At 68.9% G+C, this 19,150-nt stretch carries 17 protein-coding genes; 3 read left to right on the top strand and 14 right to left on the bottom strand.

Features of this window, described 5'->3' with window-relative positions:
• Positions 1-103: 103 nt before the first annotated feature.
• On the bottom strand, positions 104-1,381 hold the full coding sequence (gene tyrS, locus I1A62_RS11320; RefSeq protein WP_219458728.1) for a tyrosine--tRNA ligase: 1,278 nt from the start codon (positions 1,379-1,381) through the stop codon (positions 104-106).
• An 8-nt stretch (positions 1,382-1,389) separates the two neighbouring features.
• The gene (locus I1A62_RS11325; RefSeq protein ID WP_124394380.1) at positions 1,390-2,061 is read right to left on the bottom strand and encodes a DNA-3-methyladenine glycosylase; all 672 of its coding nucleotides are present in this window, start codon (positions 2,059-2,061) and stop codon (positions 1,390-1,392) included.
• A gap of 39 nt (positions 2,062-2,100) precedes the next feature.
• Between I1A62_RS11325 and I1A62_RS11330 the strand changes: the two genes are divergently transcribed.
• The 3 genes from I1A62_RS11330 to I1A62_RS11340 are packed head-to-tail and all read left to right on the top strand — an operon-like array spanning position 2,101 to position 4,210.
• Positions 2,101-2,832: an ABC transporter ATP-binding protein gene (locus tag I1A62_RS11330; protein WP_124394379.1), complete on the top strand. Its 732-nt coding sequence runs from the start codon at positions 2,101-2,103 to the stop codon at positions 2,830-2,832.
• The gene (locus tag I1A62_RS11335; RefSeq protein WP_124394378.1) at positions 2,832-3,587 is read left to right on the top strand and encodes an ABC transporter permease; all 756 of its coding nucleotides are present in this window, start codon (positions 2,832-2,834) and stop codon (positions 3,585-3,587) included. The genes I1A62_RS11330 and I1A62_RS11335 overlap by 1 nt, the downstream gene beginning before the upstream one ends.
• Entirely contained in the window at positions 3,584-4,210 is a 627-nt protein-coding gene (locus tag I1A62_RS11340) for a TetR/AcrR family transcriptional regulator (RefSeq protein ID WP_124394377.1), read from the top strand. The genes I1A62_RS11335 and I1A62_RS11340 overlap by 4 nt, the downstream gene beginning before the upstream one ends.
• Here I1A62_RS11340 and I1A62_RS11345 read toward each other — a convergent pair whose 3' ends face one another.
• The 12 genes from I1A62_RS11345 to pheT all read right to left on the bottom strand — a co-directional run bounded on the left by I1A62_RS11345 (position 4,211) and on the right by pheT (position 19,122).
• Positions 4,211-4,423 carry a Trm112 family protein gene (locus I1A62_RS11345; protein WP_124394376.1) on the bottom strand — a complete coding sequence of 71 codons (213 nt, stop codon included), beginning with the start codon at positions 4,421-4,423 and terminating at the stop codon, positions 4,211-4,213. It abuts the gene before it with no gap.
• A gap of 38 nt (positions 4,424-4,461) precedes the next feature.
• Complete coding sequence (locus I1A62_RS11350; protein WP_124394375.1) at positions 4,462-7,452, bottom strand: acyl-CoA synthetase; 2,991 nt, start codon at positions 7,450-7,452, stop codon at positions 4,462-4,464.
• A gap of 106 nt (positions 7,453-7,558) precedes the next feature.
• Entirely contained in the window at positions 7,559-9,007 is a 1,449-nt protein-coding gene (gene argH / locus I1A62_RS11355; protein WP_124394374.1) for an argininosuccinate lyase, read from the bottom strand.
• Between the two features lie 2 nt (positions 9,008-9,009).
• Positions 9,010-10,209 (bottom strand): argininosuccinate synthase, encoded by a 1,200-nt coding sequence (locus I1A62_RS11360; RefSeq protein WP_005247359.1) that lies wholly within the window; start codon positions 10,207-10,209, stop codon positions 9,010-9,012.
• Positions 10,210-10,256: 47 nt separating this feature from the next.
• Complete coding sequence (locus tag I1A62_RS11365) at positions 10,257-10,769, bottom strand: arginine repressor (RefSeq protein ID WP_124394373.1); 513 nt, start codon at positions 10,767-10,769, stop codon at positions 10,257-10,259.
• Positions 10,766-11,713 carry an ornithine carbamoyltransferase gene (argF, locus tag I1A62_RS11370; RefSeq protein WP_219458729.1) on the bottom strand — a complete coding sequence of 316 codons (948 nt, stop codon included), beginning with the start codon at positions 11,711-11,713 and terminating at the stop codon, positions 10,766-10,768. Before argF ends, I1A62_RS11365 begins: the two co-directional genes overlap by 4 nt.
• The gene (locus I1A62_RS11375; protein ID WP_206010923.1) at positions 11,710-12,909 is read right to left on the bottom strand and encodes an acetylornithine transaminase; all 1,200 of its coding nucleotides are present in this window, start codon (positions 12,907-12,909) and stop codon (positions 11,710-11,712) included. Before I1A62_RS11375 ends, argF begins: the two co-directional genes overlap by 4 nt.
• Positions 12,906-13,832, bottom strand: a complete 927-nt coding sequence (gene argB, locus I1A62_RS11380; RefSeq protein WP_219458730.1) for an acetylglutamate kinase — start codon at positions 13,830-13,832, stop codon at positions 12,906-12,908. Before argB ends, I1A62_RS11375 begins: the two co-directional genes overlap by 4 nt.
• On the bottom strand, positions 13,829-15,073 hold the full coding sequence (gene argJ, locus I1A62_RS11385) for a bifunctional glutamate N-acetyltransferase/amino-acid acetyltransferase ArgJ (RefSeq protein WP_072949272.1): 1,245 nt from the start codon (positions 15,071-15,073) through the stop codon (positions 13,829-13,831). Before argJ ends, argB begins: the two co-directional genes overlap by 4 nt.
• Positions 15,070-16,125, bottom strand: coding sequence for an N-acetyl-gamma-glutamyl-phosphate reductase (gene argC, locus I1A62_RS11390; protein ID WP_124394368.1), 1,056 nt, complete (start codon positions 16,123-16,125; stop codon positions 15,070-15,072). The genes argJ and argC overlap by 4 nt, the downstream gene beginning before the upstream one ends.
• Before the next feature lie 68 nt (positions 16,126-16,193).
• Positions 16,194-16,592, bottom strand: a complete 399-nt coding sequence (locus I1A62_RS11395) for a hypothetical protein (RefSeq protein ID WP_219458731.1) — start codon at positions 16,590-16,592, stop codon at positions 16,194-16,196.
• Between the two features lie 43 nt (positions 16,593-16,635).
• Positions 16,636-19,122 carry a phenylalanine--tRNA ligase subunit beta gene (gene pheT / locus I1A62_RS11400; protein WP_219458732.1) on the bottom strand — a complete coding sequence of 829 codons (2,487 nt, stop codon included), beginning with the start codon at positions 19,120-19,122 and terminating at the stop codon, positions 16,636-16,638.
• Between the last annotated feature and the right edge of the window lie 28 nt (positions 19,123-19,150).

Raw genomic sequence — 19,150 nt, forward strand, 5'->3', positions numbered from 1 at the left:
CTGGTCACAGGCATCCGGCATGTGAAATCCGCTGGTGACCCGCGCTGCGCGCGGGCCACCGGACGGAGTCGGCCCGAATTACGCCGCTGTGACCCGCCGCACGCTAGTTCGACAGCACTTTGACGCCGGCGAAGTTGCGCTTTCCGCGCCGAACCACGAGCCACGTCCCGTGCAGCAGATCACCCGATTCGGGAGTCCAGTCCTCATTGGCGATCTTCTGGTTGTTGACGGAGGCGCCGCCTTCCTTCACTGCGCGACGGGCCGCACCCTTGCTCTCGCACAAGCCGCTGAGAACGAGAAGGTCGACGATGCTGGAGGGCTGGCCCGGCGCAAGTTCCGCGACGGACGCCTCCCGGAGGGCAGCGCCGAGCGTCGGCTCGTCCAGGTCCTGCAGTTCCGCGCGCCCGAACAGTGCCTGACTCGCGAGTTCCACAGCACGGGTGTTGGCCTCGCCGTGCACAAGTGTCGTCATCTCGGCCGCGAGCCTGCGCTGGGCCTCGCGAGCATGCGGCCGCTCGGCGGTCGCCGTCTCCAGTTCCGCCAGCTCCTCGGCGGTGAGGAACGTGAACCACCTCAGGTACTTGATCACGTCGGCGTCGCCGGTGTTCACGAAGTACTGGTACCACGCGTAGGGGCTCGTCATCTCCGGGTCGAGCCACAGGCTTCCGCCTCCGGTCGACTTTCCGAACTTCTTGCCGTCCGCCGACGTGACGAGCGGGACGGTCAGACCGTGAACCGATTCGGCGTCGACGCGCCGGTTCAGCTCGACGCCGGCGATGATGTTGCCCCACTGATCGGATCCGCCGACCTGCAGCGAGCACCCGTGGCTGCGACGCAGGTGCAGGTAGTCGTTGGCCTGGAGCAGCATGTAGCTGAACTCGGTGTAGGACATGCCGTCGGTTTCGAGGCGACGCTTCACGGTGTCCCGCGCGAGCATCACGTTGACGGAGAAGTGCTTGCCCACGTCGCGGAGGAAGTCGATGGCCGACAGCTTGCCGGTCCAGTTCATGTTGTTCTCGATGACGGCGCCGCTCGGCGAGTCGTCGAACTCGACGAATCGCTCGAGCTGACCGCGGATCCGATCTGCCCATTCCGCCACGGTGTCGGCGGAGTTCATCGTGCGTTCACCGACATCGCGGGGATCGCCGATCAGACCGGTCGCGCCACCAGCCAGCACGATGGGCCGGTTGCCCGCGCGCTGGAATCGCTTCAGCGCGAGCAGCGGCACGAGATGGCCGGCGTGCAAACTCGGTCCGGTCGGATCGAAACCGGCATAGAGCGTGACCGGTCCGGCGTCGAGATCACGGCGCAGCGCGTCCAGATCGGTTGATTGGGCAATGAGCCCGCGCCAGGTCAGTTCATCGATGATGTTCTCAGTCACGGGTTCGATCATCCCATCCGCTCGTCGGCGGGCGTCGCACGCGGGCTTCTCCGGTACGCGGACACCGCCGGCGACTCCGGAATCCAGAGGCGCCACGGACGGTCGGCGGCCGTGCTGACCCCGACCCGCGGGCCGCTCACCCAGCCGTCCGAATCCGCAACCTCCAGCCGAACGGGCGAATCGGTTTCGAACAGTGCCGCACCGTTCTCGGCGAGGGTGACGCCGGTCGCGGACCCCAGGTTGCCGGGCCCGCGCGCCCAGTCGGCCGGTCTCGTCACGCGGGGTCTGCGTGCCCGGACCGTCGCGGACCCGTCGAGCACTTCGCCCGCACGCAGCAGCACCCCGCCCGCGGTGCCGACCGGCCCGTAGGACACGTTCATGCAGAAGTGCATCCCGTAGCTGCGGTAGACGTACAGGTGCCCGGCCGGGCCGAACATCACCTCGTTGCGCGGGGTCCTCCCCCGGTACGAGTGCGAAGCCGGATCGGGCCACGGGCCGCTCTTCTCCCCGCCGTACGCCTCCACCTCGACGATGCGGATGCGGACGTCGCCGACGATCAGCGTGGATCCGAGGACGATGCGCGCGGCGTCCACGGGTTCCGCCCGGTCGAGTCGATCGATGGTCACGTCCCGATTCTCCACAACCGTTGACGACGCCACCTCGACGGTCGCATAATTCATCACACAATGAATTCACCCAGTGATGAATTGAGGCCGGCCATGATTGGCAGCGCAGCGATCGACATTCGTGATCTGCACGTGCGCCGAGGCAGGAACGAGGTGCTGCACGGCATCGACGTCCAGGTGCGGAGCGGATCCATCACCGGCCTCCTCGGACCCTCCGGCTGCGGAAAGACCACGCTGATGCGGTGCGTGGTCGGCACTCAGATCGTGGAATCCGGGACGGTCACCGTGCTGGGATCCCCCGCAGGCTCGGTCTCGTTGCGAAGCCGCGTCGGGTACGTCACCCAGTCGCCCAGCGTGTACGCCGACCTCACGGTCAGGAAGAACGTCGCCTACTTCGCCGCGCTCTACGGTCAGCCGTCGAGCGCGGTCACCGAAGCCGTCGACGCGGTGGGGCTCACACGCTTCGCAACCCAGAAGGCGGCCGATCTGTCGGGCGGACAGCTGGGCCGGGTCAGCCTCGCCTGCGCACTGGTGGCGCGCCCCGAGATCCTTGTCCTCGACGAACCCACCGTCGGCCTGGATCCACTCCTGCGCGTCGAACTCTGGGAGCGGTTCGAGGAACTCGCCGCCGCCGGAACCACCCTGCTGGTATCGAGCCACGTCATGGACGAGGCGGAACACTGCGCGTCGCTCCTGCTCATGCGCGATGGTTACCTTCTCGCGCAGGTCTCCCCCAGCGGACTCCGCGAACAGACCGGCGAGACGAGCCTCGAAGGCGCCTTCCTGAACCTCATCCGCGCATCACATGTCGGGAGTGAGAACTGATGAACGTCACGATCTTCGCGGCCACGGCGGGCCGGATCCTCGCGCAACTGCGGACGGATCACCGCACCGTCGCCATGATTCTGGTGGTGCCCAGCCTGCTGATGGTGCTGCTGTACTTCCTGTACCAGAACGTTCCGGCGCCGCCCGGTCAGCAATCGCTGTTCGAGCGCGTCGCTATCACGATGCTGGGCATCCTCCCGTTCGTCGTGATGTTCCTCGTCACGTCGATCGCTATGCAACGCGAACGGACGTCGGGCACCCTCGAACGCCTGCTCACGACGCCGATGGGCAAGCTCGACCTGCTCGGCGGCTACGCGGCGGCGTTCTCCACGGCCGCTGCGGCGCAGGCCGCGCTGGCGTGTGCGGTGGCATTCGGATTCCTCGGCCTCACCACCGAGGGCAGCGTGACGTGGGTTCTGCTGATCGCCGTGCTGAACGCGATCCTCGGCGTGGCCCTCGGTCTGCTGTGCAGCGCGTTCGCGCGCACCGAATTCCAGGCGGTGCAGTTCATGCCGGTGGTCGTGGTTCCCCAGCTCTTCCTGTGCGGGCTCCTCGTTCCGCGGGATCAGCTCCCCACCTGGCTGGAGTGGATAAGCAACGTCCTCCCGCTGAGCTACGCCGTCGAGGCGTTGCAGCAGGTCGCCACCCACCCCGGGGCGACGGGCCTCATGTGGCGCGACCTCGCGGTGGTCGCCGCGTTCGCCCTGCTCGCTCTGTCGCTGGGCGCCGCAACGCTGAGGCGCCGCACACCATGACCGACCCCGCGACACGCACGGACGCCACCCCAGGGCTGCGCACCGGACGACGCCCGGGCAACCCGGACACGCGGTCACGAATCCTGACTACCGCCCGAAAAATGTTTGCACAGAACGGCTTCGACAAGACCAGCGTGCGCTCCGTGGCCACCGGGGCAGGCGTCGACTCCGCCCTGGTCCACCACTACTTCGGAACCAAGAGACAACTGTTCCTCGCGTCGGTGGACATTCCGGTGGATCCGACGAAGGTGATCGCGCCGGTGCTCGACACCCCGCCGGACGAGATCGGCGACCGCCTTGCCCGGGCCGTGTTCTCCGTCTGGGAATCGCCGCACAAGCCCGCCGTGGTCGCGGCGTTCCGGTCCGCGATGGCGGGCAACGAACCGACCCTCATCCGCACGTTCCTTCTCGAGGTCGTGCTCCGAGACCTCGGACCGCGCGTCGACGAACCACCCGGAACCGGGATGCTGCGCATGCAATTGGTGGCATCCCAGATGGCCGGTGTCCTGGTGACGCGGTACGTCCTCGAATTCGAGCCACTCGCGTCGCTGCCCGTCGACGACCTGGTCGCGATCGTCGCACCGACGTTGCAGCGCTATCTCACCGGCGATCTGCCGGTGTGATCAGGACTCGCCGGACGCCCGGGCGAGCAGCGTCTCGTGCTCGGCCGCGTCGACGTCCCGGGCCTCGTCGATCAGCAGGACGGGTATCCCGTTCTCGATGGGATACGCCCGCCGAAGGCGAGGGTTGTAGAGCAACTCGTCTCCGACCAACAGCAGAGGACCCTTGTCCTGTGGGCACGCGAGAATGCCGAGCAACGTCGGATCAATAACCACGGAAGTCCTCTCCAACCGTTCGGGTGAGCAGTGTCAGGCTACCGCGCGCCGGCGGGCACTCCGGCGGAGCCGTCCTGGAACTCGGCGGCCACCGCCTTGGTCAGCCGCCGGTACTGGTGCGATTCCGGATCGGCGTACCACACACGGGTTCCCGGCTTGGGCAGGCCGGCGGCGCTCAGTGCATCGGCGTTCGGGCGGTACGAGGACCCCAGCGGAATGTCCTCCACCACCTGGATGATGTCGGGCCGCAGCGCGGGCGCAAGCGCGTCGAGCGCGTCCGAGATCTCGGCCAGTCTCGGCGGCCGCCCGTCGCGGAGGGTGAACGCGGCAACGGCCAGCGTGCGGCCGCCGACTGCCACGCCGTAGGCCACCGCGAGGTCGACCCGATCGACGGATCCGAGCGCGTCGACGATCGGCTGGGTGAACACGGCGCCCCGGGGAGTCGCGATCACGGTCTTCCTGTGGTCGACGAGCCAGTAGTCGCCGTCGGCGTCGCGGCGGAAGAGGTTCTCCGTCGGAATCCACGCGTCGCCCGCGGCGAATATTCCGCGCATCGCGCCGCCGGACATCTCGGCGTGCACGCCCGCCCTGCCGAGGAGCAGACCGACCTCGTCGTCCTCGCATTCGCGGATGAATCCCTGCTCGTCCTCCAGCAGCCGGCCGGCGATCGGGTCGTAGGCCGCGAGCCGCACCTCGGCGCTGCCGGGCAGGGGCCGACCCTTCGCCCCGACCTTCGCGCCGGCGACGTTCGCGAGAACGACGTCGCCCTCCGTGGACGCGTAGAACTCGAGGACCTTCGCGGGTGCGAACCGTTCCGTCGTGCGGCGCCACAAGCCCTGCGGCATTCCGGATCCGATGAAGAGCCGGACGGGGTGACTTCCGTCGAGTGCGAGGTTTTCGGCGTCGAGGATCTCGCGCATCATCGTCCACGTGTAGCTGACCACCGTCACGCCGTAGCGGTGGACCTCCTCGGCGAACCGCTCGGGGTCGAGTCCGCGGGAGAGCGCGATCCGGGATCCGCCGGCCACGGCACCACCGATCGCGGCCAGCAGGCTCGACGAATGATGCAGAGGCGCAAGGCAGTACACGGTGTCGCCGCGGTCGAGATCAGCGGCCGAGGCCGTTCCGAACGCCGACAGCGCCCACCGGTAGTTCGTGATCTGCTTGGTCTCCCAGTGCCCGTTGGACTCACTGCAGATGATGAACGCCAACTCGCGGGCCAGGCCGGGATCGGGCCGGTACCAGCCCGGCAACGTCACGGCGCCGGGATCGATCTTCTCGAGATCGACGACGTTCGCCGACGGATCCACGTCGAGGTCGCGCTGGGCGCCGCCGCCGAGCACGAGGACCTGCATGCCGGTGGCGATCGCGGCGTCCAGATTCTCCGGGTCGGTGACGATGCGCTCGACACCGTCGATGCGGAGGGCGGTGTGGACTTCCCGCCCCGGGGGCAGCAGGACCGCGACGGCGCCGAGGCGGGACAGCGCGACGATGGCGGCGAGCGCGCTCGGGCGCGTCTGCATCACGACGCCGACGTGAGCGGCGGGACGGACACCGGCCTGGATCAGACCGCGGACCACGTTGTCGATGCGCTGATTGACCGCCTCGTAGGTGTGGACGCGATTGTCGAAGAGGAAGCACTCGCCGCCCGGCGCCTTGCGACGCTGCTCGGCCAGCAACCGGCTGAGCGAGATCTGCGTGTGCGGCTGGATCTGGCCGAGCCGGGCCAGCCGGGGCAACGCCCGCGTGGCCTCGCCGGACAGTTCCACCGTGCCGCGCAACGCGCCGGACGCGAAGTCGCTGATCCCCTTGCCGACACCGACACCCACCTCGGCGACCGACGCCACGGTGTGAATGATGCGGTCGCTGATGGACACTCCGGATTCGCTACCGAAATGCTCGTCGTAGCGCATGAGCTCGATGTTGGTGGGGCGCGGCCCCAGCCCCTCGTTCCACAGCACCCACTTGCCGGTCGTGGGCCACGTGTGGGTCGCCGCCGCCGAGCCGACGACGAGACCGAAATGCCCTGCTCGCAAAGTTGATTCGTACACGTTCGCGCGTGGGGCGGCCCGGCGGATGCCGCGGACCGCCAACGGCTGACCGATGTCGTCGACCTCCCCCACGAACGCGAGGACGGGGCAGGTCAACTCCGCGAGCGACACCACCTGGTCCTTGATCACGAACCCGCCGGTCATCATCCGGTTGTGCACGATGAACTGCTTGAGCAACTCGGCGACGGCCGGACCGGACCATGCAACCCAGCCCTCGGTCGCGAGGAACCGTCGCTGCTGCTCCCGCGGCAACAGCGCTTCCCTGTCGTGCAACTGACGGAGGAAATCCAACCTCGACTTCAGTGTCTTGACGGGGTCGAGGAGCTGAAACCCGGTGCGGGCCATCCACCCCGACACCGCGAGCCGGTTGAAGACGTGGTCCGCGAGGAAGCCCGCGGCGTCGGTGGCGAAGCCTGCCGGGATCCCGAACGGCAGCCCGGCGAGCGTGTCGACCGGGCTGCCGAACGTCACGAGTCCGGCGATGTTGCGGCTGCGGCGGTAGGCGGCGGCCTGGTAGGCGAACATGCCGCCCTGCGAATATCCGGACAGGTAGACGTCACGACCGGTGTGCGACCGCACCTGGTCGATGATCTCGCTGATCGCGACGATGTGGTCGGCGAGATTCCGATCCCAGCCGCCCTCTTCGGAATCCGGCGATCCGAAGTCGACGACCCAGGGGTCGATTCCCATCGAGCGGAGGATGCCGACCGCACCCTGGTCCCGGGTCACGTCGTAGACGTCGGCCGACATCATCATCGGCGGGACCAGGACGATCGGGGGTCCGGCCTCGGCCGGGTCCGTGTCCGGGAAATACCGTCGGAGCCGATACATCGGTGCCCGTTCGACCACCTCGAACGGCGATGTGGTGAGGTCCGTCTCGAGTCCGCCGAGACGAACCACCTCCAACCCGTTCTGCGCCGTCGCCACCACGCGACGGATCGGGCCCATCACCGTTTCGGTATTCAGTCCCACGAACACTCTCCCAGACTCTCGAACCGTGACGCACGTCTCGCTGCCGCCCGCCCTCACCCTACTGCGCTCGACGCGTCACACTGCCCCTAATCCGGGGCGTCCGACGCCGGTGTCATCGACACCACTCGCGCAGCGACTCGGACAGCTGACGGACCCCGCCCAACTGTTCGGCCACACGGATACCGGCCGTACCGCCGCGGGCGTTACGCGAGGCGATCGAGCCCTCGACGGTGAGCACCTCCCGCACGTCCGGGGTGAGAGCCGGATCGACCCCGGCGAGTTCGTCGTCGGTGAGATCCTCGAGTCCGGCGCCCCGCGCCTCGGCGACGCGGACACACGCCCCCGCAGCCTCGTGCGCCACACGGAACGGGACGCCCTGACGGACGAGCCACTCGGCGATGTCGGTGGCCAGCGTGAAGCCCGCCGGTGCCAGTTCCGCCATTCGATCCGTGTGGAATTCGAGGGTGGAGACCAGTCCGGTGATTGCCGGGAGCAGCAACTCGAGCTGCGCCACCGAATCGAAGACCGGCTCCTTGTCCTCCTGCAGATCCCGGTTGTACGCGAGCGGCTGCGCCTTCAGCGTCGCCAGCAGCCCGGTCAGGTTGCCGATCAGCCGGCCCGACTTGCCGCGGGTCAGCTCGGACACGTCGGGGTTCTTCTTCTGCGGCATGATCGACGAGCCGGTCGACCAGGCGTCGGCGAGCGTGATGTAGCCGAATTCCGGAGTGCTCCACAGGATGACCTCCTCGGCCATCCGCGAGAGGTCGACGCCGATCATCGCGAGCACGAACGCCGCCTCGGCCGCGAAATCCCGCGACGAGGTGGCGTCGATCGAGTTCTCCGCCGACGAATCGAACGCGAGTTCCGCGGCGATCGCCTCCGGATCGAGTCCGAGCGAGGAGCCGGCCAGCGCCCCGGAACCGTACGGCGACACGGCCGCCCGCACGTCGAAGTCCCGCAGCCGCTGAACGTCACGGAGCAACGGGTGCGTGTGCGCCAGCAGGTGGTGCGCGAGCAGCACCGGCTGCGCGGCCTGCAGATGGGTCTTGCCCGGCATCACCGCGGACGGGTGCGCCGCCGCCTGAGTCGCGAGGGCGTCGACGACGTCGAGGACACCGTCGGCGACGCGGCGGACCGCGTCCCGCAGCCACATCCGGAACAGCGTCGCCACCTGATCGTTGCGCGAACGCCCGGCGCGCAGGCGTCCCCCGACCTCCGGACCGACCCGATCGATCAGACCGCGCTCGAGCGCCCCGTGCACGTCCTCGTCGGATTCGCTCGGGACGAACTCGCCGCTCGCGACGTCGTCCGCGAGCCTGCCGAGACCGTCGAGCATCGTCGCCAAGTCGTCGTCACCGAGCAGGCCGGCCTTGTGCAGCACCCGGGCGTGCGCCTGGGATGCGCGCACGTCGTACGGGGCGAGCACCCAGTCGAAGTGGGTGGACTTGCTCAGCGCCGCCATGGCGGCGGCCGGTCCGGACTCGAACCGGCCGCCCCACAGCGCGCCGGTCACGGTCGCACCCTGACGGGGGGCTCCTTCGTTGGTGCCGTCGGCGCTCATACCTAGAGGCCCAGATCGCGCTTCGCCGCGACCTTCGAGGACAGTCCGTGGATCTGCACGAATCCCTTGGCGTAGGACTGGTCGAACGTGTCGCCCTCGTCGTAGGTGGCCAGGTTGAAGTCGTACAGTGACTGGTTGCTGCGGCGGCCGTTGACGATGATCGCACCGCCGTGCAGCACCAGCCGGATGTCGCCGGAGACGCGTTCCTGGGTCTTCTCGATGAACGTATCCAGCGCGACCTTCAGCGGGGAGAACCACAGGCCGTCGTACACCAGCTCGCTCCAGCGCTGCTCGGTCTGACGCTTGTAGCGACCCAGCTCGCGTTCCTGCGTGACGTGCTCGAGTTCCTGGTGCGCGTTGATGAGCACCATGGCACCGGGAGCCTCGTAGATCTCCCGGCTCTTGATGCCGACGAGACGGTCCTCGACGACGTCGAGGCGGCCGACTCCCTGGGCGCCCGCGCGGCGGTTGAGTTCCTGGATCGCCTCGAGGACGCTGACCGGCTTGCCGTCGATCGCGACGGGGCGTCCGGCCTCGAAGCTGATGATCAGCTCGTCCGGGGCCTGCCAGTTGACCGTCGGGTCCTGCGTGTAGTCGTAGACGTCCTTGGTCGGCGCGTTCCACAGGTCCTCGAGGAACCCGGTCTCCACGGCGCGGCCCCACACGTTCTGGTCGATCGAGAACGGCGACTTCTTGGAGACGTTGATCGGGATCTCGTTCTCCTCGGCGAACGCGATCGCCTTCTCCCGGGTCCAGGCGTAGTCGCGGACGGGTGCGATCACGTCGAGGTCGGGAGCGAGCGATCCGAAGCCCACCTCGAACCGGACCTGGTCGTTGCCCTTGCCGGTGCAGCCGTGCGCGACCGTGGTGCCGCCATGGGCACGCGCGGCCTCGACGAGATGCTTGACGATCAGCGGGCGGCTGATGGCCGACACGAGCGGGTAGCGGTCCATGTAGAGGGCGTTGGCCTGGATGGTCGGCAGGCAGTATTCGTCGGCGAATTCGTCGCGCGCATCCACCACGACCGATTCGACCGCACCGCAGTCGAGTGCACGCTGGCGCACGACCTCCATGTCCTCGCCGCCCTGGCCGAGATCGATGGCGACAGCAACAACTTCCTTGCCGGTCTCCTTGCCGATCCAGCTGATGGCGACTGAGGTGTCCAGCCCGCCCGAGTAGGCGAGTACGACGCGATCGGCCATGGTCCTTGTGCTCCTTAGGTTGAAGATCTGTAGAGATGATTCAGTTGTCAGGCGAGGGATTCGATCTTGGCCGCGAGTTCCGCCCCGCTCAGCGGCTCGCGTGCCACCACGAGAATGGTGTCATCCCCCGCGATGGTTCCCACGACGTCAGGTAATGATGCCCGATCGAGTGCACTCGCCAGATAGTGCGCTGCCCCCGGGGGGGTTCTCAGCACCGCCATGTTGCCACTGGCATCGGTCGACACCAGTAGCTCCCCCAGCAACCGCGACAGCCGGTCGGTTCCGCCTGACACGCCGCGGACGGGATTTCCGTCCTCGGGCACCACGTACACCCCGGCGCCGCCGTCTGCTGCGCGGAGTTTCACGGCACCGAGTTCTTCGAGGTCGCGCGACAACGTCGCCTGGGTGGCGTCGATGCCTTCGGCCGCGAGCAGCGCCGCGAGTTCGGTCTGGCTGCGGACCGGGTTGTTCGACAGGATCGCGATGATGCGCGCCTGCCGTCCCGCCCGGGTCGGTGCCGTGGCCGCGTTCGCGGCTCGCTGCGGCGGTGCCGCATTCACGGACGGTCTCCGGTTCGTTGCGCGAGCAGCCACACCAGCAGTGCCTTCTGCGCGTGCAGTCGGTTCTCGGCCTCGTCCCAGACGACGCTCTGCGGTCCGTCGAGGACGGCGTCGGTGATCTCCTCGCCGCGGTGGGCGGGCAGGCAGTGCAGGACCACCGCATCTGCGGCCGCTTTCGCGAGCAGCGCCTCGTTGATCTGGAACGGGCGGAACGGGCCGACCCGGTCCAGTCCGTCGTTCTCCTGGCCCATCGACGTCCAGGTGTCGGTGACGAGTGCGTCCGCTCCGACGACCGCCGCCTGCGGATCCTCGGTGAGGGTGATGGTCGCGCCGGTGTCGGCGGCCCGCGCGCGGGCTGCCTCGACCACCCAGGGCAGGGGTGCGAATCCCTCGGGGCTGGCGATGGTCACGTCGACACCTGCGGTGACACCACCCAGCATCAGTGAGTGCGCCATGTTGTTGGCGCCGTCGCCGAGGTAGGTGAGTTTCAGGCCCTTCAGCGAGCCTTTCCGCTCCGCGAGGGTCTGGAGGTCGGCCAGCACCTGGCAGGGGTGGAACTCGTCGGACAGGGCGTTGACGATCGGGACGTCGGCGCCGGACGCCATCGCCTCGAGCCGCTTCTGCCCGAACGTGCGCCACACCACGGCGTCGACGTACCGCGACAGGACGCGGCCGGTGTCCTGCAAGGTTTCCTCGCGGCCGAGTTGGGTGCTGCGCCCGTCGACGACGATCGCGTGACCGCCGAGTTGTGCGATGCCCATCTCGAACGAGAACCGGGTGCGCGTGGAGTTCTTCTCGAAGATCACGCCGACCCCGCGGGGACCCTCTAGCGGACGCTCGGCGAACGGTGCCTTCTTCAGCCTGGCGGCGAGCTCGAGGACCTCCGCCTGCTGTTCGGGGGTGAGGTCGTCGTCCCGGAGAAAGTGTTTCACCACTGTCGTCACTGCTTTCCCGGCTGAGCGGCCGATTGCGCGTTGTCGAGGATCGCGGGCAGCGCCGCGACGAAACCCTCGGCCTGTTCGTCCGTGAGGACGAGGGGCGGAGCGAGCCGGACGACGCCCGGCTGCGCGGCGTTGATCAGGTACCCGGCCTCGCGGGCGGAGTTCTCCACCGCGGGGGCCACGTCCTGGGTGAGGACGATGCCGAGCAGCAGTCCGGCGCCGCGGACGTGGTCGATCAGCGGGTGGCCGAGACCTTCGATGCCTGCCGACAGCGACTTGCCGAGCGTGTCGGCGCGGGAGATGAGGTCGTCCTCGGCGATGGTCCGCAGCACGGCGAGCGCCGCCGCCGCGCAGACGGGGTTCCCGCCGAACGTCGTGCCGTGCTTGCCCGGCCCGAACAGGTCCGCGGTCGCTCCGGTGGCGATGCACGCGCCGATCGGCATCCCGCCACCGAGACCCTTCGCGAGAGTCATGACGTCGGGCACGATGCCGACCGCCTGGTGGGCGTAGAACCAGCCGGTGCGGCCGATGCCGGTCTGCACTTCGTCGAGTACGAGCAGGGCGCCGCGATCGGCGGTGATCTGCCGTGCGCCGGCGAGGTATCCCTCCGGCGGAACGACGACTCCGCCCTCGCCCATCATCGGCTCCAGGAAGACCGCTGCGGTGTCGGCGTCGACGGCGCGATCGAGTGCGTCGAGGTCGCCGTACGGCACGTGCTCGACACCCGGGGGCATCGGCTCGAACGGCGTCCGCTTGGCGGCCTGCCCGGTCAGCGCGAGGGCGCCCATCGTGCGGCCGTGGAACGAGTTCTCCGCCGCGATGATCTTCGATCGTCCGGTGGCCCGCGCGAGCTTGAACGCCGCCTCGTTGGCCTCGGTGCCGGAATTGCAGAAGAAGACACGTCCGGGAGCACCCAGATGGGACAGCAACTTCTCGGCCAGTTCGATCGCCGGTTCGCTGGCGTACAGGTTCGACACGTGCCCGAGGGTCGACAACTGCGCCGTGACGGCCTCGATAATCGCCGGGTGCGCGTGCCCGAGAATGTTGACGGCGATGCCGGCAAGGAAGTCGACGTACTCCTTGCCGTCGGCGTCGGTGAGCACCGCACCCTGACCGCGCGTGAGAGCCACCCGGGGGACGCCGTAGGTGTTCATCAGGGCGCCGGACCAGCGCTGCTGGAGTTCCGGGGTTCCGGTCATGAGGCAACTCCCTCGGTAGGTGAAGTCGGGGCGGGCGTGACCATCGTGCCGATGCCCTCGCCGGTGAACAGTTCGAGCAGAACGGAATGCGCGAGGCGGCCGTCGATGACGTGCGCGGTGGGTACCCCGCCGCGGACCGCGCGCAGGCAGGCCTCCATCTTGGGCACCATGCCGGCGTCGAGACTCGGCAGCAGTTGTGCGAGCGCGTCCACGTCGATCTCGGTGGCCAGCGAATCGCGGTCCGGCCAGTTCGTGTACAGCCCTTCGACATCCGTGAGGACCACGAGCTTTTCGGCGCCGATGGCCTCGGCGAGCGCAGCGGCGGCGGTGTCCGCGTTGATGTTGTGCACCACACCGTCCGAGTCGGGGGCGATGGTGGACACCACGGGAATGCGGCCCGCGCGGATGAGGTCGAGAACGGCCTCCGGATTCACGGTCGTGACGTCGCCGACGAGTCCGATGTCCGTCGGCGTGCCCTCGACCATCACGGTGCGCTTGGTGGCGGTGAACAGGTGTGCGTCCTCGCCGGAGATCCCGACGGCGTACGGGCCGTGGGCGTTGATCAGCCCGACCAGTTCACGGCCGACCTGACCGAACAGCACCATCCGGACGACGTCCATCACCTCGGGGGTGGTGACGCGGAAGCCGCCCTTGAATTCCCCTGTCATGCCGAGCTTTCCGAGCATGGCATTGATCTGGGGGCCGCCGCCGTGCACGACGACCGGCTGAATTCCGACCGTCCGCAGGAACGCCATGTCGGCGGCGAACGCCGTCTTCAGCGCGTCGTCGACCATGGCGTTGCCGCCGTACTTCACGACGACGACCTTGTCGCGGAACTGCTGCAGCCACGGCAGCGCCTCCGCCAGGACGTGTGCCTTCTGGTGATCGGTGATGCCGGTGAGCGCTTCGCTGGCCGCTGTCATGACGAATACGCCGAATTCTCTTCGACATAGGCGTGCGAGAGGTCGGTGGTCCGGATGGTCACCGCGTGCTCGCCCAGACCCAGGTCGATGTCGAGGGCGATGTCGATGTCGCTCAGGTCCACGTCCCGCGCACCCGGGGCGCCGACGCCGTCGATGCAGACGGGGGCGCCGTTGAACGACACCGAGATCTTGTCGGGGTCCAGTTCGATCGGCGCGATGCCGATCGCGGCGAGGACCCGGCCCCAGTTGGGGTCGGAACCGAACAGCGCCGTCTTGACGAGGCTGTCCCGCGCCACCGTCCGGGCCCCGATCAGCGCGTCGTGCTCGCTGACCGCGCCGCTGACGGTGACCTGCACCCGCTTGGTGACGCCCTCCGCGTCGGCCATCATCTGCTCGGCCAGATCGTCGCAGACGGCCGTCACGGCCGCGTTCAGTTCGTCCTGGGTGGGTGTCACGTTGCTCGCACCGGACGCGAGCAGCAGCACGGTGTCGTTGGTCGAGGTGGCACCGTCGACGTCCAGTCGGTCGAACGTCAGCCGGGTGGCGGCCCGCAGCGCGGCGTCGAGTTGAGCGGCGGTCGCGACGGCGTCTGTCGTCACCACGCACAGCATCGTCGCCAGCGCCGGCGCCAGCATGCCGGCGCCCTTCGCCATCCCGCCGACGTTCCACTTGCCCGCATGATGCAGGGCGGCCTGCTTCGGCACCGTGTCGGTGGTCATGATCGCGTACGCGGCGTCGGTGCCACCCGAGATTCCGCCTGCGAGTTCGTGGACGGCCTCCGTGACGCCGGTCAGGACCTTGTCCATGGGCAGGCGGTCGCCGATCAGACCGGTCGAGCACACCGCGACCTCGACGGCACCGGTCTCGGTGCCCCAGTTGCTCAGCGCCGACGCCACTTCCTCGGCCGTCTTGTGCGCGTCCTGGAATCCGCCCGCACCCGTGCACGCGTTGGCACCACCCGAATTGAGCACGACGGCGCGCAGCCTGCCCGTGGTGAGCACCTGCTGCGACCACAGCACGGGGGCGGCCTTCACCTTGTTCGCGGTGAAGACGCCCGCCGCCGCGAGTTCCGGCCCCTCGTTGAGGACGAGGGCCAGGTCGGCGTTTCCGCTCGCCTTGATACCCGCCTTGATCCCGGACGCGCGGAAGCCCGCGGGCCCCGACACCCCCTGGCTGCGGACCAGGGTGCCGCCGGCGACTTCCCGGGTCGGGTGCGGATCGATCGTGCTGTCACTGCTCACGGGGCAACTCCCACTGTCGAGAGACCGGCGGTCTCGGGTAGTCCAAGCGCAAGATTCATCGATTGCACCGCTCCCCCGGCGGTGCCCTTCGCAAGGTTGTCGATCACCGCGACCACGACGATCTGTCCGGCGTCGGCGTCGACCGTCACCGCGATCTGGACCGCGTTCGATCCGATGACCGCCCCGGTCTGCGGCAGCACGCCCTGGGGCAGCACGTGCACGAACGGCTCGTCCGCGTAAGCCTTTTCGTAGATCGCGCGCACCTCGTCCTCGGTCGCCGTGGTGACCGCGGTGCAGGTGGCGAGGATGCCGCGCGGCATGGGCGCCAGCACGGGGGTGAACGACACGGTGACACGCTCACCGGCGAGTTCGGAGAGATTCTGGATGATCTCCGGTGTGTGGCGGTGCACGCCGCCGACGCCGTACGCGCGGACCGAACCCATCACCTCGGAGCCGAGCAGATCGGCCTTGGGGGCACGTCCCGCGCCGGACGCGCCGGTCACCGCGACGATCGTGACCCGCGGTTCGACGACGCCCGCCGCGACCGCGGGAGCCATCGCCAGGCTCGACACCGTCGGGAAGCACCCGGGGACGGCGATGCGGGTGGCGCCCGCCAACTTCTCGCGGGCACCGGGAAGTTCCGGAAGTCCGTACGGCCAGCTACCTGCGTGCGGGCTCTTGTAGTACCGCTCCCAGTCCTCGGCGTTCGTCAGCCGGAAGTCCGCGCCGCAGTCGATGATGACCGTGGACTCCGGCAGGTCCTTCGCGTACTGCGCCGAATTGCCGTGCGGCAGACCGAGGAACACCACGTCGTGACCGGAGAGCGTGTCGACGGTGGTGTCTTCCAGCACTCGGTCGGCGAGGGGAAGCAGATGCGGATGGTGTGAGCCCAGGGTCGAGCCGGCGTTGCCGCCGGCGGTGAGCGCGCCGATGACGAGCGAACCGTCCGCATACGACGGGTGCCCCAGCAGCAGACGCAGCACTTCGCCACCGGCGTATCCGCTCGCGCCGGCGACGGCAATCCTGATCGGTTTTCCCGCGTGCTCAGTCATACGATTGATTATGCATCATCATGCAAGCTAATACACAACGTGGTCTCCCGGCGGGACGGAAACCGCGGTCACTGCTTGCCGAGCGACCGCCGGATCTCGTCGAGCTTGGCCTTACCCGCCTTCTCCCGCTTCTCCCACGCATCCTCCAGCGATTGCCCCGACGGGCTGTCGTGCGCGAGTTCCGAGGAGCCCATCGCCGTGCCGAACCGTCCCTCGATCCGCTCACGTACGCGGTCGAACGTCGGGACATCGCCCGGGGTGTAGTCCGACTCCGGCACACCCGGCACGACGTGGGGCACGACCTCCGCGGTCACCGGATCCTCGGCCGGGATCGCCGCACCCACGTCCACGGCCGCGAGAAGCGCGCCGAGACCCGGACGTCCGGCGGCCACCGCACGCACCACCTCGACGAATTCGGCGTCGGTCAACTGACTGGCCGCCGCCACGACGTCGCGCACCTCGGTCATCGCCTGCTCCTCACCGCCTCGGGCCCTCCACCCAGGCTACGGGTCAGCTGCGCAGTTCGGCACCCACCGCTGCGGTCGCCGCGGCGACCGCAGCGTCGCGGGCGGCGCTCGCCTCGTCCTCGGTCAGCGTGCGGTCGGCGCCCCGGAATCGCAGCGCGAATGCCAGCGACTTTCGGCCCTCCCCGACCTGCTCGCCCTCGAATACGTCGAACAACCGGATGTCCTCGAGGAGTTCCCCGCCACCCGACCGCAGGGCCGCCTGGACCTCGGCGGCGGGAACCGCGGTGTCGACGACGACCGCCACGTCCTGAAGGACGGCGGGGAACGGCGAGACCTTCGGCGCAGGCAGATTCTCCACCAGCGGCAGGGCACTCAGATCGATCTCCACGGCACTCGTCCGCGGGGGAAGCCCGGCGCGCTCGAGCACCGCGGGGTGCAACTCGCCCGCGTGTCCGACGACGACGCCGTTCACGAGAAGTTCCGCGCCCCGGCCCGGGTGCCACGGCAGGTACTGCGTCGCGCGGAACTCCAGCTCGACACCGGCCGCGGCGGCCACCGTGCGGGCTGCGGCGAACGCGTCGGTGGCGTCGGCTGCGCGTCCCGCGCCCCACGGACCACTCGGCTCACGCTGCCCGGTGAGCACCGCCGCCACGTGCACCGGCTGATCCGGCAGCGACTGCAGCAGCGCCGTGATCTGCTCGTCGGTCGGACGACGGTCCACCGGGAGCGCCGCGACCGGCTTCGTGTCCGCGCCGGGCAGCACGACCTGCGCGATGCCGAAGAGCGACAGGTCGCGCTGGCCGCGGGAGACGTTGCGGGCGAGGACCTCGAGCAGTCCGGGAAGCAACGTGGTGGCCAATTCGGGCCGATCCGATTCGAGCGGATTGAGCACCCGGCAGGTGTTCCTGCGGGGATCCTCCGGATCCAGCCCCCAGGTGTCGAAGACGGCGGTGGGCAGGAAGACGGGGGGGAGGATCTCGACGTACCCCGAGAACGCCAGGGCGCGGCCGACGGCCCGCTTGCGGCGCTGCGTCGGCGTCAACCCACGACCCGAGGGGGCCGCGGGCAGCACCGACGGAATCTTTTCGAGACCCTCGAGGCGCAGCACTTCCTCCACCAGGTCGGCGGGCTGCACCAGGTCGGGGCGCCACGACGGTGGGGCCGCGACGAGCTGGCCGTGCCCGCTGTCGCTGACCCCGACCTCGACGGTGCAGCCGATCTGTTTCAGGCGGCGCGCCGAGGTTCCGGTGGGGTACTCGACGCCCGCCACGCGGTCGGGGAGGTCGATGTCCATGTGGATGGGCTGGTGCGGAGTGACCGCACCGATGTCGGTGAGCGCCGACTCGACCCGTCCACCGGCGATGTCGACGAGCAGCGCGGCCGCCCGGTCGAGGGCCGCGACGGGGATCTCGGGATCGACGACGCGTTCGAAACGCTTGCCTGCCTCGCTCGTCAGCTTGTGCCTGCGCGCGGTCTTGAACACCGCGAGCGGATCCCACGTGGCCGCCTCGAGCAGGATGTCGGTGGTTCCCGGTCCGACCTCGGTGGATGCGCCACCCATGATGCCTGCCAGTGACAGGACTCCCGAATCGTCGGCGATCACGACGTCCTCGGGGTCGAGGACGCGCTCGGTCTCGTCGAGAGTCGTCAGCTTCTCCCCCGCCACCGCGCGGCGCACGACGAGTTCGCCGCTGATCTTCGCGGCGTCGAACGCGTGCAGCGGCTGGCCCAGTTCGAGCAGAACGTAGTTGGTGACGTCGACGGCCGGCGAGATCGGGCGGACACCCGACAGCAGCAACCGGCGCTGCAGCCACCACGGGCTGACCGCATTCGGATCGATACCCGTCACCCGGCGGGCGGCGAAACGCGTTGCCTTCGACTCGGGTTCGACGCGGATCGGCCAGGCGTCCCCGTCCGCCGGAGACGGCGCCACCGCCGCGGGGTCGGCGAAGTCCAGGTCGAACCCGCACGCCAGTTCGCGGGTGAGCCCGCGAACGGAGAAGCAGTAGCCGCGGTCCGGGGTGATGTTGAGTTCGATGACGGTGTCGTGCAGACCCATCAACTCGTTGGCGTCCGCACCCGGAAGCGCGGTACCCGGCTCGAGGACGAGGATGCCCGAGTGGTCCTTACCGATGCCCAGTTCGGCCACCGAGCAGATCATCCCGTCGGAGACCTGCCCGTACGTCTTGCGGGAGGCGATGGCGAAACCACCGGGAAGGACCGCACCGGGCAGGGCGACCACCACGAGGTCGCCTTCGGCGAAGTTCCGGGCGCCGCACACGATGCCCTGCGGCTCGGCCGCACCCACATCGACCTTGCAGAAGCGGATCGGTTTCTTGAACTCGGTGAGCTCGGTGATCTCGAGAACCTTGCCGACCACGAGGGGGCCGTCGACGGGCTCGAGCCGGTCGACTTCCTCGACCTCGAGCCCGACCCGGACGAAACCTGCGTCGAGTTCCTCGGCGGTGACGTCCCAGTCCGGGGTGGCACGCTGCAGGATCTCGGTCAGCCAGGATTGCGCTACTCGCACGTCTGCTCAGCTCTCTCGTTCGTGAAGA

Origin of the sequence: Rhodococcus sp. USK10 (assembly GCF_019378875.1) — a bacterium.
In the GTDB taxonomy this organism is placed as follows: Bacteria; Actinomycetota; Actinomycetes; order Mycobacteriales; family Mycobacteriaceae; genus Rhodococcus_F; species Rhodococcus_F pseudokoreensis.

What these genes read in the sequence shown, in the direction of transcription:
- I1A62_RS11325 (WP_124394380.1), bottom strand. Translation starts at nt 2,061, where the DNA reads ATGAATTATGCGACCGTCGAGGTGGCGTCGTCAACGGTTGTGGAGAAT.
- I1A62_RS11330 (WP_124394379.1), top strand. Translation starts at nt 2,101, where the DNA reads ATGATTGGCAGCGCAGCGATCGACATTCGTGATCTGCACGTGCGCCGA.
- I1A62_RS11335 (WP_124394378.1), top strand. Translation starts at nt 2,832, where the DNA reads ATGAACGTCACGATCTTCGCGGCCACGGCGGGCCGGATCCTCGCGCAA.
- I1A62_RS11395 (WP_219458731.1), bottom strand. Translation starts at nt 16,592, where the DNA reads ATGACCGAGGTGCGCGACGTCGTGGCGGCGGCCAGTCAGTTGACCGAC.
- argB (WP_219458730.1), bottom strand. Translation starts at nt 13,832, where the DNA reads ATGACAGCGGCCAGCGAAGCGCTCACCGGCATCACCGATCACCAGAAG.
- I1A62_RS11340 (WP_124394377.1), top strand. Translation starts at nt 3,584, where the DNA reads ATGACCGACCCCGCGACACGCACGGACGCCACCCCAGGGCTGCGCACC.
- argC (WP_124394368.1), bottom strand. Translation starts at nt 16,125, where the DNA reads ATGACTGAGCACGCGGGAAAACCGATCAGGATTGCCGTCGCCGGCGCG.
- I1A62_RS11360 (WP_005247359.1), bottom strand. Translation starts at nt 10,209, where the DNA reads ATGGCCGATCGCGTCGTACTCGCCTACTCGGGCGGGCTGGACACCTCA.
- I1A62_RS11375 (WP_206010923.1), bottom strand. Translation starts at nt 12,909, where the DNA reads ATGACCGGAACCCCGGAACTCCAGCAGCGCTGGTCCGGCGCCCTGATG.
- argH (WP_124394374.1), bottom strand. Translation starts at nt 9,007, where the DNA reads ATGAGCGCCGACGGCACCAACGAAGGAGCCCCCCGTCAGGGTGCGACC.